This is a genomic window from Caballeronia sp. INML3B (genome assembly GCF_023631305.1).
In the GTDB taxonomy this organism is placed as follows: domain Bacteria; phylum Pseudomonadota; class Gammaproteobacteria; order Burkholderiales; family Burkholderiaceae; genus Caballeronia; species Caballeronia turbans.
The window spans coordinates 1-12,883 of record NZ_JALQDI010000039.1; the positions used below are offsets into that span (position 1 = coordinate 1).

At 63.2% G+C, this 12,883-nt stretch carries 12 protein-coding genes and 2 pseudogenes; 13 read left to right on the forward strand and 1 reads right to left on the reverse strand.

What is annotated here, in order from left to right; genetic code table 11:
• From sdhB to gltA, 3 genes and pseudogenes are all read left to right on the forward strand, one after another.
• Positions 1-77, forward strand: a pseudogene (gene sdhB, locus NCS58_RS14405) (succinate dehydrogenase iron-sulfur subunit); the annotation flags it as partial.
• A 1-nt stretch (position 78) separates the two neighbouring features.
• The gene (locus NCS58_RS14410) at positions 79-372 is read left to right on the forward strand and encodes a succinate dehydrogenase assembly factor 2 (protein WP_061121605.1); all 294 of its coding nucleotides are present in this window, start codon (positions 79-81) and stop codon (positions 370-372) included.
• A 136-nt stretch (positions 373-508) separates the two neighbouring features.
• Positions 509-1,810, forward strand: a complete 1,302-nt coding sequence (gene gltA, locus NCS58_RS14415; protein WP_061121604.1) for a citrate synthase — start codon at positions 509-511, stop codon at positions 1,808-1,810.
• 149 nt (positions 1,811-1,959) lie between these two features.
• On the opposite strand, the pseudogene NCS58_RS34360 reads toward gltA, so the two are convergent.
• A pseudogene (locus NCS58_RS34360) lies at positions 1,960-2,033 on the reverse strand (type II toxin-antitoxin system PemK/MazF family toxin); the annotation flags it as partial.
• Positions 2,034-2,288: 255 nt separating this feature from the next.
• Here NCS58_RS34360 and leuC point away from each other — a divergent pair.
• The 10 genes from leuC (at position 2,289) to NCS58_RS14465 (ending at position 12,856) form a co-directional block, all read left to right on the forward strand.
• Positions 2,289-3,698, forward strand: coding sequence for a 3-isopropylmalate dehydratase large subunit (gene leuC, locus NCS58_RS14420; RefSeq protein WP_061121603.1), 1,410 nt, complete (start codon positions 2,289-2,291; stop codon positions 3,696-3,698).
• 24 nt (positions 3,699-3,722) lie between these two features.
• The gene (gene leuD / locus NCS58_RS14425; protein WP_061121602.1) at positions 3,723-4,373 is read left to right on the forward strand and encodes a 3-isopropylmalate dehydratase small subunit; all 651 of its coding nucleotides are present in this window, start codon (positions 3,723-3,725) and stop codon (positions 4,371-4,373) included.
• Positions 4,374-4,403: 30 nt separating this feature from the next.
• A complete protein-coding gene (gene leuB / locus NCS58_RS14430) occupies positions 4,404-5,471 on the forward strand; it encodes a 3-isopropylmalate dehydrogenase (RefSeq protein ID WP_250477270.1) in 1,068 nt (355 codons plus the stop codon).
• A 107-nt stretch (positions 5,472-5,578) separates the two neighbouring features.
• Positions 5,579-5,773: a hypothetical protein gene (locus tag NCS58_RS14435; RefSeq protein WP_250538609.1), complete on the forward strand. Its 195-nt coding sequence runs from the start codon at positions 5,579-5,581 to the stop codon at positions 5,771-5,773.
• Positions 5,774-5,855: 82 nt separating this feature from the next.
• Positions 5,856-6,977 (forward strand): aspartate-semialdehyde dehydrogenase, encoded by a 1,122-nt coding sequence (gene asd, locus NCS58_RS14440; protein WP_061121600.1) that lies wholly within the window; start codon positions 5,856-5,858, stop codon positions 6,975-6,977.
• Between the two features lie 226 nt (positions 6,978-7,203).
• Entirely contained in the window at positions 7,204-9,252 is a 2,049-nt protein-coding gene (locus NCS58_RS14445; protein ID WP_250538610.1) for a FimV/HubP family polar landmark protein, read from the forward strand.
• 2 nt (positions 9,253-9,254) lie between these two features.
• On the forward strand, positions 9,255-10,058 hold the full coding sequence (gene truA / locus NCS58_RS14450; RefSeq protein WP_061121598.1) for a tRNA pseudouridine(38-40) synthase TruA: 804 nt from the start codon (positions 9,255-9,257) through the stop codon (positions 10,056-10,058).
• Positions 10,055-10,723, forward strand: coding sequence for a phosphoribosylanthranilate isomerase (locus NCS58_RS14455; protein ID WP_061121608.1), 669 nt, complete (start codon positions 10,055-10,057; stop codon positions 10,721-10,723). Before truA ends, NCS58_RS14455 begins: the two co-directional genes overlap by 4 nt.
• A gap of 49 nt (positions 10,724-10,772) precedes the next feature.
• Positions 10,773-11,966 carry a tryptophan synthase subunit beta gene (gene trpB, locus NCS58_RS14460; RefSeq protein ID WP_061121597.1) on the forward strand — a complete coding sequence of 398 codons (1,194 nt, stop codon included), beginning with the start codon at positions 10,773-10,775 and terminating at the stop codon, positions 11,964-11,966.
• Positions 11,967-11,977: 11 nt separating this feature from the next.
• Entirely contained in the window at positions 11,978-12,856 is an 879-nt protein-coding gene (locus NCS58_RS14465; RefSeq protein ID WP_061121596.1) for a site-specific DNA-methyltransferase, read from the forward strand.
• Positions 12,857-12,883 lie beyond the last annotated feature (27 nt).

Consider the following 12,883-nt stretch of genomic DNA (forward strand, 5'->3'; position numbering starts at 1 on the left):
ACGTGTGCCCCAAGGGGCTCAATCCGACCAAGGCGATCGGCAAGATCAAGGAATTGATGGTGCGCCGCGCTGTCTGAGATGGGCTATGTGATGGTCGACAATCAAGACAACTCGCATCAGTCCGATCCCCTTCGCCGGGCGCGCCTTCGCTGGCGCGCACGGCGCGGCCTGCTGGAAAACGATCTGATCTTCGATCGCTTCTTCAGCCGATATGAGCATGACCTCAGTGACGCCGACGTGGCCGCATTGACCCGCCTGCTGGAGCTGAGCGACAACGAACTGATGGACTTGCTGCTGGCGCGCACGGAGCCTGAAGGCGACCTCGCGACGCCGGACGTAATCCGCCTGCTGGACATGCTGCGCACCGTGTGATTTCAGCAGGAATTCGCGGAGTTTTGCAAAATAGGCCTGTTGCAGTGCACACAGGCCGATCGAACAGTTTTGCCGCGCAGCTTCCGTCGTGCAAATTATCGAAAACCTGTATCCATACTTCGATTGAGGATGTGCTATGACCCCGTCAGATGTTAAAGCCACGCTATCGTTCAGCGACAACTCGCCGAGCGTCGAAATGCCGATCTACAAGGGCACGATGGGCCCGGACGTGATCGACATCCGCAAGCTGTACGGTCAGACCGGCAAGTTCACGTATGACCCGGGCTTCATGTCGACGGCGGCGTGCAATTCCGCGATCACGTACATCGACGGCGACAAGGGCGAGCTGCTGTACCGCGGCTACCCGATCGAGCAGCTGGCCGTGAATGCCGACTTTCTCGAGACCTGCTATCTGCTGCTGAAGGGCGAACTGCCGAACGTGGCGCAGAACAAGGAATTCGTGGACACGGTCACGCGTCACACGATGGTGCACGAGCAGATGCACTTCTTCTTCCGCGGCTTCCGTCGCGACGCGCACCCGATGGCGGTATTGACGGCGGCGGTGGGCGCGCTTTCGGCGTTCTATCACGACTCGCTGAACATCAACGATCCGCGCCACCGTGAAGTGTCGGCCATTCGCATGATCGCGAAGCTGCCGACGCTCGTTGCGATGGCATACAAGTTCAGCATCGGCCAGCCGTTTGTCTATCCGAAGAACGAACTGTCGTACAGCGCGAACTTCATGCACATGATGTTCTCGAACCCGTGCGAAGAGTACAAGGTCAACGACGTGCTCGTGCGCGCGCTCGACCGCATCCTGATCCTGCACGCGGACCACGAGCAGAACGCGTCGACCTCGACGGTGCGTCTCGCGGGTTCGTCGGGCGCCAACCCGTTCGCGTGCATCGCGGCCGGTATCGCGTGTCTGTGGGGCCCGGCGCATGGCGGCGCGAACGAAGCCGCACTGAACATGCTCGAAGAGATCGGCTCGGTCGACCACATCCCCGAGTTCATCAAGCAGGTGAAGGACAAGAATTCGGGCGTGAAGCTGATGGGCTTCGGTCACCGCGTGTACAAGAACTACGACCCGCGTGCGAAGCTGATGCGCGAAACGTGCCACGAAGTGCTGAACGAACTCGGCCTGCACGACGATCCGCTCTTCAAGCTCGCGATGGAACTGGAAAAGATCGCACTGGAAGATGAATACTTCGTGTCGCGCAAGCTGTACCCGAACGTCGACTTCTACTCGGGCATCGTGCAGCGCGCGCTGGGGATCCCGACGTCGATGTTCACGTGCATCTTCGCGATGGCGCGTACGGTCGGCTGGATCGCGCAGTGGAACGAAATGATCGCGGATCCGGAGCAGAAGATTGGCCGTCCGCGTCAGTTGTTCATCGGTCAGACGCCGCGTGAAGTGAAGCCGTTGGCGAAGCGGTAAGCCGAATCGGATTTGAGATTGATGTGAAGGCCCCGGCGGGTGACTGCCGGGGCTTTCTGCTTTTGAGCGGTTGATCTTAGTCTCGCAATGTAAGAGGCGCGTTCGATGCGCCTTGTCTGCGACGGCTTTCTTTCCCGACGAGACGACGTGCCTTTCGAAGTCATCGGCGCCACGATGACCGTCCGCAAATGGTCGTGCATTTCCGAGGCGAAACCACGACGCAAGTACCCAGACCGTCGCGTAGCCAAGCGCATACTGTGCGTACGGCACGATGCCGCGCTGGACAGCCGACCGAACGGCGTAGCCGGGTAGTTCCCATCCGGGTACTGGTACCACCACAATAACCCTATGTTTTTAATAAGTTTTTCCGGGTAGCGTAGTACCCGCGGCGTACCAGGAAGTGGCATAATCGCCGGACAAGCTGCCGGCCCTGCCGCCAGCAAAACTTTCCCCGCAGTCACATACGAAAGCGCTCACCATGGCACAGACTCTCTACGACAAACTGTGGAACACGCATGTGATCCACACGGAAGAGGACGGCACCTCGATCCTCTACATCGACCGTCACCTGCTGCATGAAGTGACGAGCCCGCAGGCCTTCGAGGGCCTGAAGCTGGCCGAGCGCCCGGTGTGGCGAATCAGCGCGAATCTGGCAGTGTCCGATCACAACGTCCCGACCACCGACCGCTCGCACGGCATCGCCGATCCCGTTTCGAAGCTCCAAGTCGATACGCTCGACGCGAACTGCGATAGCTTCGGCATCACGCAGTTCAAGATGAACGATCTGCGCCAGGGGATCGTGCACATCATCGGGCCGGAGCAGGGCGCGACGCTGCCCGGCATGACCATCGTCTGCGGCGACTCGCACACGTCCACGCACGGCGCGTTCGGCGCGCTCGCGCACGGCATCGGCACGTCGGAAGTGGAACACGTGCTCGCCACGCAAACGCTCTTGCAGAAGAAGAGCAAGAACATGCTCGTGAAGGTCGAAGGCACGTTGCCGCGCGGCTGCACGGCGAAGGACATCGTGCTCGCGATCATCGGCAAGATCGGCACGGCGGGCGGCACGGGTTACGCGATCGAGTTCGGCGGCTCGACCATCCGCGCCTTGTCGATGGAAGGCCGCATGACCGTCTGCAACATGGCGATCGAAGCGGGCGCGCGCGCCGGCATGGTCGCGGTCGACGATACGACCATCAATTACCTGAAGGACCGTCCGTACTCGCCGCAGGGCGTGGAATGGAATCAGGCGGTCGAATACTGGCGCCAGTTCAAGTCGGATCCGGACGCGCAGTTCGATCGCGTCGTCGAATTGAACGCGGCCGAGATCGTGCCGCAAGTGACGTGGGGCACGTCGCCCGAAATGGTCACGTCTATCGACGGCCGTGTGCCCGATCCCGAGAAGGAAAAGGACCCGGTCAAGCGCGACGCGATGGAGCGGGCGCTGACCTATATGGCGTTGCAGCCGAACACGCCGATCGAATCGATCAAGCCGGACAAGATTTTCATCGGCTCGTGCACGAACGCCCGTATCGAAGACCTGCGCGCGGCCGCTTATGTCGTGAAGTCGCTGGGCAAGCGCGTCGCGTCGAACATTCGTCTCGCGATGGTGGTGCCGGGCTCGGGTCTCGTGAAGGCGCAGGCCGAGCGCGAAGGCCTGGACAAGATTTTCACGAACGCCGGCTTCGAATGGCGCGAGCCGGGCTGCTCGATGTGTCTCGCAATGAACGCCGACAGGCTGGAGGCGGGCGAGCGCTGCGCATCGACGTCGAACCGCAACTTCGAGGGCCGTCAGGGCGCGGGCGGTCGCACGCACCTCGTGAGCCCCGCGATGGCCGCCGCCGCCGCGATCGAAGGCCACTTCGTCGACGTGCGCAAGCTTGCGTGATCAAACGGGATACAGAGAAAGATCATGGAAAAATTCATTGTGCATAGCGGCCTCGTTGCGCCGCTCGATCGCGAGAACGTGGACACGGACGCGATCATCCCGAAGCAGTTCCTGAAGTCGATCAAGCGGACCGGTTTCGGCCCGAACGCGTTCGACGAATGGCGTTATCTCGATGTCGGCGAGCCCGGCCAGGACAACAGCAAGCGTCCGCTCAATCCGGACTTCGTGCTGAATCAGCCGCGTTATCAGGGCGCATCGATTCTGCTCACGCGCAAGAACTTCGGCTGCGGGAGCTCGCGTGAGCACGCGCCGTGGGCGCTGGATCAATACGGCTTTCGCGCGATCATCGCGCCGAGCTTCGCGGACATCTTCTACAACAACTGCTTCAAGAACGGCCTGCTGCCGGTCGTGTTGACGGAGCAGCAAGTCGACAAGCTGTTCAACGAAACGTACGCGTTCGTCGGTTTCCAGTTGACGATCGATCTCGAAGCGCAAGTCGTGCGCACGGGCGACGGCACCGAGTACGCATTCGACGTGCCGGGCTTTCGCAAGTACTGCCTGCTGAACGGCTTCGACGATATCGGCCTCACGCTGCGTCATGCCGACAAGATTCGCCAATACGAGGCGGAACGCCTGGCGAAGCAGCCGTGGCTGAATAACCGGCTCGTCGGATAAATCGAATAACGATCACGGAAGGAAGAGACGATGAAGATTGCAGTATTGCCCGGCGACGGGATCGGTCCGGAAATCACCGCCGAAGCAGTCAAGGTGCTGAACGCGCTCGGCGAGAAGTTCGAGCTGGAAGAAGCGCCGGTCGGCGGCGCAGGTTATGAGGCGAAGGGCCATCCGCTGCCCGACTCGACGCTGGCGCTCGCGAAGGAAGCCGACGCGATCCTGTTCGGCGCGGTCGGCGACTGGAAATACGACAAGCTGGAGCGCGCGCTACGTCCCGAGCAGGCGATCCTCGGCCTGCGCAAGCATCTGCAACTCTTCGCGAACTTCCGTCCGGCGATCTGCTATGCGCAACTGACGGGCGCGTCGTCGCTCAAAGCCGAAATCGTGTCCGGCCTCGACATCCTGATCGTGCGCGAGCTCAATGGCGATATCTATTTCGGCGCGCCGCGCGGCTTGCGCGAAGCGCCGGACGGCCCGTTTGCCGGCGCAAAGGAAGGCTTCGACACGATGCGCTATTCCGAGCCCGAAGTGCGCCGCATCGCGCACGTCGCGTTTCAGGCGGCGCAGAAGCGCCAGAAGAAGCTGACGAGCGTCGACAAGGCCAACGTGCTGGAAACGTCGCAATTGTGGCGCGACACGATGATCGACGTCGCCAGGGAGTATCCGGACGTCGAGCTGTCGCACATGTACGTCGACAACGCCGCGATGCAGCTCGTGAAAGCGCCGAAGGCGTTCGATGTCGTCGTGACCGGCAACATGTTCGGCGACATCCTGTCCGACGAAGCCGCGATGCTCACGGGTTCCATCGGCATGTTGCCGTCGGCGTCGCTCGACAAGGACAACAAGGGCCTGTACGAGCCGTCGCACGGCTCCGCGCCGGATATTGCGGGCAAGGGCGTGGCCAACCCGCTCGCGACCATTCTGTCCGCCGCGATGATGCTGCGCTACTCGCTCGGCAAGACCGAGCAGGCGGACCGCATCGAAAGCGCGGTGAAGAAGGTGCTGGAGCAGGGCTATCGCACCGGCGATATCGCGACGGCGGACGGCCGGATCGTCGGCACGAAGGAAATGGGCGATGCAGTGCTGAAGGCGCTGTAATCGCCGGAAAGACGATCGGCGGTTGCAGGCAAAAGAGCGGCCGATCGTCTCTTTTTACCGATGTTCAAGCACGATCCGTACGATTTTAAGAGCCGCACCGCAAGCGCGTGACGAAAACATCGGGTTATCGTGTATATTCTTTGGTCATGGCGAAGAACACTCAATTCTCTCTGGATTCCATCGGACGCGGCTCATCTGTCGTCGCGACGGAACTCGCCATCGGCACGCGCATCGTGGCTATCAACGCCACGGCTAAAACGCGCATTACGAAAATCTCCATCAAATCGATCACGATTCGCTGATCGTCCCTCGTGTCCGAGCGTCTTCCCCGCGCGGCCACGCCGGGTAAAGATGCGGGGAAGCGTCCACAGTCAAAGGTTAGTCATGAACGTAGGTCTCGTTGGTTGGCGCGGTATGGTCGGCAGCGTCCTGATGCAACGCATGCAGCAGGAAGGCGATTTCGACCTGATCGAACCGGTGTTCTTCAGCACCAGCAATGCGGGCGGCAACGCGCCGTCGTTCGCCAAAAACGAGACGAAGCTCAAGGACGCGACGAGCATCGACGATCTGAAAAAGTGCGACGCCATCATCACGTGCCAGGGCGGCGACTACACCAACGAGGTGTATCCGAAGCTGCGCGCGGCGGGCTGGAAAGGCTACTGGATCGACGCGGCCTCGGCGCTGCGCATGAAGGACGACGCGGTCATCATCCTCGATCCGGTCAACCTGAACGTCATCAAGGATTCGCTCGTGAAGCGCGGCCGTGACTTCATCGGCGGCAATTGCACGGTCAGCCTGATGCTGATGGCGCTCGGCGGCCTGTTCCGCGAGAACCTCGTCGAGTGGACGACCGCAATGACATACCAGGCCGCCTCGGGCGCGGGCGCGCAGAACATGCGCGAGCTGCTCCAGCAGATGGGCGTGCTCTACGGTTCCGCGAAGGAAGATCTGGCCGATCCTTCATCCGCGATTCTCGACATCGACCGCCGCGTGCTCGCCGCGATGAACGGCGAGCGCATGCCCGTCGACAACTTCGGCGTGCCGCTCGCGGGCTCGCTGATTCCGTGGATCGACAAGGATCTCGGCAACGGCATGTCGAAGGAAGAGTGGAAGGGCGGCGCCGAAACCAACAAGATTCTCGGCAAGCCGGCAATGGGCACGCCGGGCTCGATCCCAGTCGATGGCCTTTGTGTGCGGATCGGCGCGATGCGCTGCCACTCGCAGGCGCTCACCATCAAGCTCACGAAGGACGTGCCGCTGGACGAAGTGCACGGCATCCTTGCTTCGGCGAACGACTGGGTGAAGGTGGTGCCGAACGAGCGCGAAGCATCGGTTCGCGATCTGTCGCCCGCGGTCGTCACGGGCACGCTGACGGTGCCCGTCGGCCGTCTGCGCAAGCTGGCGATGGGCGGCGAGTATCTGTCGGCATTTACTGTCGGCGATCAACTGTTGTGGGGCGCGGCCGAACCGCTGCGCCGCATGCTGCGCATTCTGCTCGACAAGTAAAGTAAACTACGCGCCTGGAAGCGCGTGCCAAACCCAAAAGCGTCGCGTTCTCGCGGCGCTTTTTGTTTTTGCGCAGTTTTTATTGCAAAGCCGGTTTTTCGTTGGTTTTGCGCCGTATGTTTCAATTTTTGCCGTACCCGGAGCCTCAATGATCCAACGACCACGCCGGTCTCTCCTTTTGTCATCGCGTGCGGCGTGCGCCGCGGCAACTTTCGCGGTATGCGCGATGTTTTGGGCGAATCCTGGCGATGCGCTCGCTCAGGCAAGCGACGCCGCCGCTCCCGCCGCAACGGGGCAGACATACGAGGTCAAGCCCGGACAATCGCTTAGCGACGTTGCTGGCCAACTCACCGGATCGAAGGATCGTGACGTTCGCGCGAAGGCGGCGCGTGCGCTGTTCGACGCCAATCCGAACGCGTTCTCAAATCACGATATCAACAAGCTGAAGCTCGGAGCGGTACTGAACGTGCCTGCCGATCTGAGCGGTGCGGTGGCTTCGAGCGTCGCGTCGGCGCCGGAAGCGCAGCAGAATCAGCCTGCAGAAGCCCCGGCGCCAGTGTCGGAGAGCGCGGGCGCGATAGCGTCGGATGCGGCGCCGGCATCGGCCGTCGAGCCGCAAGCGAGCGCAACGGCGGCGCAGGAATCGACCACGCCCGAGCCGGCATCGGCAAGCACCACGCCCGCAAGCGCACCCGCTGCGGCGGCGCCCGCGCCGGCCAGCGACAACCGCACCGGCAGCGGCGCGACCGCGGCGACCATCGGACTATCGCCGCTCGTCGTCGCCATCGTGATCGCCGTGGGTGCTTTCCTGCTATTCAGAATGCGACGCGGGAAGAAACGGCAGGCCGCTGCAAGTAACGAGGACGTCGATCGCGCGCCGAGGACGTTTGCAAGTCTGGAAGAAGCACAGGCCGACGCCGCCGCGCGCAATGAAGCGATGCGCCGAGCGCGCGAGGCATCGACGGCAGGATCGGCTGCCAGCGCTGCGGGGAAACCATCCGAGCCTGACCGGTCCGGACTGGCGGCCGCCGCCACGAGCGTCGAGCACGCCGAAGCGGCTCAGCCGCCCGCCGCCCCTTCCGAGGATCAACCTCCGCCGGCGACCGGGGCGAAGCCGGCCACCGAGTCCGCTGCAGCGCCCGGCCACGCGAACCGACCTGTACGCGAAGAGCCGTTCGCGCCGCTAGCGCCGGCGGCCCGTCATCCTGATTTCTTGCCGCCGATCGGCGCAGCGGAAACGCAAGAGCAGCCCGAACACCTCGCCCAGCACGAGCGTGAGAGCGCGGCGCGCGAAGCGGCGCGTCGTGAAGCCGAGAAATGGGAAATCGAGGAGCGCGAAGCCGCGGCGCGCCAGGCCGCCTTACAGGAAGCCGAAGAGCGTGAGATTCACGCGCGCGAAGCCGCCGCGCGGGAAGCGCTCGCACGCGATCTGGCCGACCGCGAGGCCGGGCAGCGCGAGGCCGAGTTGCGCCAGGTCACCGAGCGCGAAGATCAGGCGCGCGAGGCTGCGGCCCGCGAGATCATCGCGCGCGAGGCCGAACTGCGCGAACTGCAGGCGCGTGCGGCCGAAGAGCAAGCGGCCGAGCATCGCGCCGCAGAGCAGCGCGACATCGAGGAACAGGCGGCGCGCGAAGCGGAAAAATCGGGTATTGCGCCGGATGAAGAGCCGGCGGTTGCGCACCGTTTTCCGATGCCGAAGTTCCCGCAGGATGCGATTCACGCGCTTGGCTCGCTCGAAATGGAACTGCCGCCGCGCATGGAACTGTCGATCAAGCCGCCTGGCGCGAGGGAGCAGGAGCCGGCGACGTCGTCGCTGCCCGCCGATGCGCCGTCGCCCGAATCACGCCTCGGAGCGCTGCAGCCGCCCCCGACTGGCCCGCAGCCGATCGAGCAGGTGCCCTTCGTTCCGCAGCCGGTAGCACAGACGGACGCGGCGCGGCATACGCAAACGCAGCGGCAGTCCGCGGCCGCGCAGATCGAAGCGGGCACGGCTGGCGCGGCTTCGGTCGCCGGCCTCGGCGCGACGAGATTCGGGCCGCTCAGCCTGGACTTCGATCTCGGGCGCGCGTCGAGCGCCACCGAGCCGCTGCCCGCGCTGACGCCCGCGCAACTCGCGACGATCGCGCGCAACAAGCTCGAATTGGCGGCGGAATACATCGAGTTGGGCGATCTTTCGGGCGCGCGCACGCTGTTGCAGGAAGTGATCGAATCGAACGATCCCGCGACGCGCCAGCAGGCGGCCACGCTCCTCTCGACGCTCGCCCCGCATTCCTGAAGATGCGCATCGCTTTAGGCATTCAGTACGATGGCTCGGCGTTTTGCGGCTGGCAGTCTCAACCGCACGGCAAGACGGTGCAGAACGAACTGGAGCGCGCGCTCGCGGAATTCGCGCAGACGCCGCTTTCTACCGTCGTCGCCGGACGCACGGATACGGGTGTGCACGGTCTCGGCCAGGTCGTCCATTTCGACACCGAACTCGATCGCACCGAATTCTCGTGGGTCCGCGGCACGAACGCGTTTTTGCCCGATACCGTCGCCGTGCAATGGGCAAAGCCGATGCCCGATGACTTCCACGCCCGCTTCGCCGCGTTCGAGCGCACGTATTTTTACGTTCTCTATGTCAATCCGGTGCGCTCGCCGATGCTGGCGAAACGCGCGGGCTGGGTACACACGCCGCTGGACGTCGACGCGATGCGCGATTCGGTCGCCTGCCTGATTGGCGAGCACGATTTTTCGTCGTTCCGCGCGGCCGATTGTCAATCGAAGACGCCCGTGAAGCACCTCTATCAGATCGACGTGCGCGAGCAGGGTGATTTCATTCACTTTCGCTTTCGCGCCAACGCGTTCCTGCATCACATGGTGCGCAATCTGATGGGGTGCCTCGTCGCGATCGGACGCGGCCGTCATCCGGTTTCGTGGATGGCCGATGTCCTCGCCGCCCGCGACCGCCGTGCCGCCGCGCCGACCTTCATGCCGGACGGCCTGTATCTGGCCGAGGTCGGCTATCCTGAACACTTCGCGGTGCCGCCGCCGCATATCGCCAGCATGCCCTGGAGCGCCATGTGGGCAGAGCCGAAATGACCGAACGAGATTTGCATCGCACCCGCATCAAGCTATGCGGACTTTCGCGCGTAGAAGACGTGCAGCACGCCATCGCACTCGGCGCGGACGCCGTGGGCTTCGTGTTCTATCCGCCGAGCCCGCGCTCGGTGAGCGTCGCGCAGGCGGTCGAGCTGGCGCGGCACGTGCCGCCGCTCGTGTCATCCGTCGGGCTTTTCGTCAATGCGACGCCGGAATGGATTCGCGAAGTCACGTCCAATGTGCCGCTTTCGCTGCTGCAGTTTCATGGCGACGAAACCCCCCAGCAGTGCGAGGAACTTGCAGCAGTTGCGGGTTTATCCTATTGGCGCGCACTGCGAATTGGGCCTGATGCGTCCACAAGCCATTTGATAGAATCGTCTCTCAAGTTCAAAGCCGCAGGCGGCCTTCTTCTCGACGCTCTCGTCGAGGGCTTCGGCGGCGGTGGAAAGGTATTCGATTGGTCACTTATCCCAACAGATCTCGGGCATCGGGCCGTTTTGAGTGGTGGGTTGAACGCGCAAAACGTCAGTGACGCCATTCGGCGTGTGCGCCCGTACGCGGTCGATGTCTCGAGCGGCATCGAGGTGCCGGGCGCCAAGGGCGTGAAGGATCCCGCCCGAATGGCGGCATTCGTGCGCGCAGTGCGCGAAGCGGATGCCGGGTGATGTGGAACGTGAGCCGCGCTGTCGGCCACGTAACCGAGAGAGTGACGCAATGTACGATTTGCCAGACGAAAGAGGCCACTTCGGCCAATATGGAGGCGTGTTCGTCTCCGAAACGCTCATCCACGCGCTAGATGAACTGCGCGTCGCGTATGAAGCAGCACAGAAAGATCCCGAGTTTCTCGCCGAATACGAGTACGAGCTCAAGCATTACGTCGGCCGTCCGTCGCCGATTTATCACGCGAAGCGCTGGAGCGACATGCTCGGCGGAGCGCAGCTCTATCTGAAGCGCGAGGATCTGAATCATACCGGCGCGCACAAGGTGAATAACGTAATCGGCCAGGCGCTGCTCGCCCGCAAGATGGGCAAGCCGCGCGTGATCGCCGAGACTGGCGCGGGCCAGCACGGCGTGGCGACTGCGACCATCGCCGCGCGCTTCGGCATGGAGTGCGTGGTCTATATGGGCGCAGAGGACGTGCGCCGGCAGGCCGCGAACGTGTATCGCATGAAGCTGCTCGGCGCGACGGTCGTTCCTGTCGAATCCGGCTCGAAGACGCTCAAGGATGCGCTGAACGAAGCCATGCGCGACTGGGTGACGAACGTCGAGAACACCTTCTACATCATCGGCACTGTCGCGGGTCCGCACCCTTATCCGATGATGGTGCGCGACTTCCAGCGCGTGATCGGCGACGAATGCCGCGTGCAGATGCCCGAAATGACGGGCCGTCAGCCCGATGCGGTCATCGCGTGCGTTGGGGGCGGATCGAACGCGATGGGCATTTTTTATCCGTATATCGACGACAAAGGCGTCAAATTGATTGGCGTGGAAGCGGCGGGCGATGGCATCGATACGGGCCGCCACGCGGCGTCGCTCATGGGCGGCAGTCCCGGCGTGCTCCACGGCAACCGCACCTATCTGCTGCAGGATGAAAACGGCCAGATCATCGAGACGCATTCGGTCTCGGCGGGTCTCGATTATCCGGGCGTCGGCCCCGAGCACGCGTGGCTGAAGGACGCTGGACGCGCGGAGTATGTCGGCATCACGGACGACGAAGCGCTCAAAGCCTTCCACGACTGCTGCCGTATCGAGGGCATCATCCCGGCGCTCGAGTCGAGCCACGCGCTCGCTTACGGCGCGAAGCTCGCGAAAACGCTGCCGCGTGACAAGGTGCTGCTCGTCAATTTGTCGGGCCGGGGCGACAAGGACATGCATACGGTCGCCGAGCGATCGGGCATCCAGTTCTGAGCACCTGACCGATGCGCACCGTTATCGACGAGCCGTTGTCCGTCGGCGCCCTCCAGAGCGCCGGCAGCGACATCCGCAATCGCGATTTCCTGACCGATGCCGAACACATTCCCGATGCGTCGATCGATCTGATCGTCGCGGACCCGCCCTATGGTCTGGGCAAGGACTACGGGAACGATTCGGACATGCTGTCGGGCGACGCTTTTCTCGAGTGGACCTATCGCTGGCTGAGTCTGGCGATCCCGAAGCTCAAGCCGAGCGGCTCGCTTTACATCTTCTGCACCTGGCAATACTCGCCCGAACTGTTCGTGTTCCTGAAGCGCCGTCTCCTGATGATCAACGAGATCGTCTGGGACCGGCGCGTGCCGAGCATGGGCGGAACGACGCGTAAATTTACGTCAGTGCACGATAACATCGGCTATTTTGCGGTATCGAAGGACTATTACTTCGATCTCGATCCGGTGCGCATCCCCTACGACGCAGAGACGAAAAAGGCACGCTCGCGCAAGATTTTCGAAGGCAGCAAGTGGCTCGAGCTCGGCTATAACCCGAAGGATGTCTGGTCCATTTCCCGTCTGCATCGGCAGCACGCCGAGCGGGTGGATCATCCGACGCAAAAGCCGCTGGAGATCGTCGAGCGCATGGTGCTCGCGAGTTGTCCCCCCGGCGGCCGGGTGCTCGATCCGTTCATGGGCAGCGGCACGACGGCGGTCGCATGCGCGCGTCACGGCCGGCAGTTCACGGGCTACGAGATCAACGCCGAGTACTGCGCAATCGCGGAAGGCCGCATCGCCGAAGCGCGGGCCGCACGCCTCAAGCCCGAGGAGCCCGTGCGCGCGCGTCGCAAGACGCTCGCGACGACCGATACCGCTGCGCAAGCGGCCGAATAGCGCTTTTTTCGTCGCTAATCGCGTCAG

What these genes read in the sequence shown, in the direction of transcription:
- NCS58_RS14410 (WP_061121605.1), top strand. Translation starts at nt 79, where the DNA reads ATGGGCTATGTGATGGTCGACAATCAAGACAACTCGCATCAGTCCGAT.
- gltA (WP_061121604.1), top strand. Translation starts at nt 509, where the DNA reads ATGACCCCGTCAGATGTTAAAGCCACGCTATCGTTCAGCGACAACTCG.
- leuC (WP_061121603.1), top strand. Translation starts at nt 2,289, where the DNA reads ATGGCACAGACTCTCTACGACAAACTGTGGAACACGCATGTGATCCAC.
- leuD (WP_061121602.1), top strand. Translation starts at nt 3,723, where the DNA reads ATGGAAAAATTCATTGTGCATAGCGGCCTCGTTGCGCCGCTCGATCGC.
- leuB (WP_250477270.1), top strand. Translation starts at nt 4,404, where the DNA reads ATGAAGATTGCAGTATTGCCCGGCGACGGGATCGGTCCGGAAATCACC.
- asd (WP_061121600.1), top strand. Translation starts at nt 5,856, where the DNA reads ATGAACGTAGGTCTCGTTGGTTGGCGCGGTATGGTCGGCAGCGTCCTG.
- NCS58_RS14445 (WP_250538610.1), top strand. Translation starts at nt 7,204, where the DNA reads ATGTTTTGGGCGAATCCTGGCGATGCGCTCGCTCAGGCAAGCGACGCC.
- truA (WP_061121598.1), top strand. Translation starts at nt 9,255, where the DNA reads ATGCGCATCGCTTTAGGCATTCAGTACGATGGCTCGGCGTTTTGCGGC.
- NCS58_RS14455 (WP_061121608.1), top strand. Translation starts at nt 10,055, where the DNA reads ATGACCGAACGAGATTTGCATCGCACCCGCATCAAGCTATGCGGACTT.
- trpB (WP_061121597.1), top strand. Translation starts at nt 10,773, where the DNA reads ATGTACGATTTGCCAGACGAAAGAGGCCACTTCGGCCAATATGGAGGC.
- NCS58_RS14465 (WP_061121596.1), top strand. Translation starts at nt 11,978, where the DNA reads ATGCGCACCGTTATCGACGAGCCGTTGTCCGTCGGCGCCCTCCAGAGC.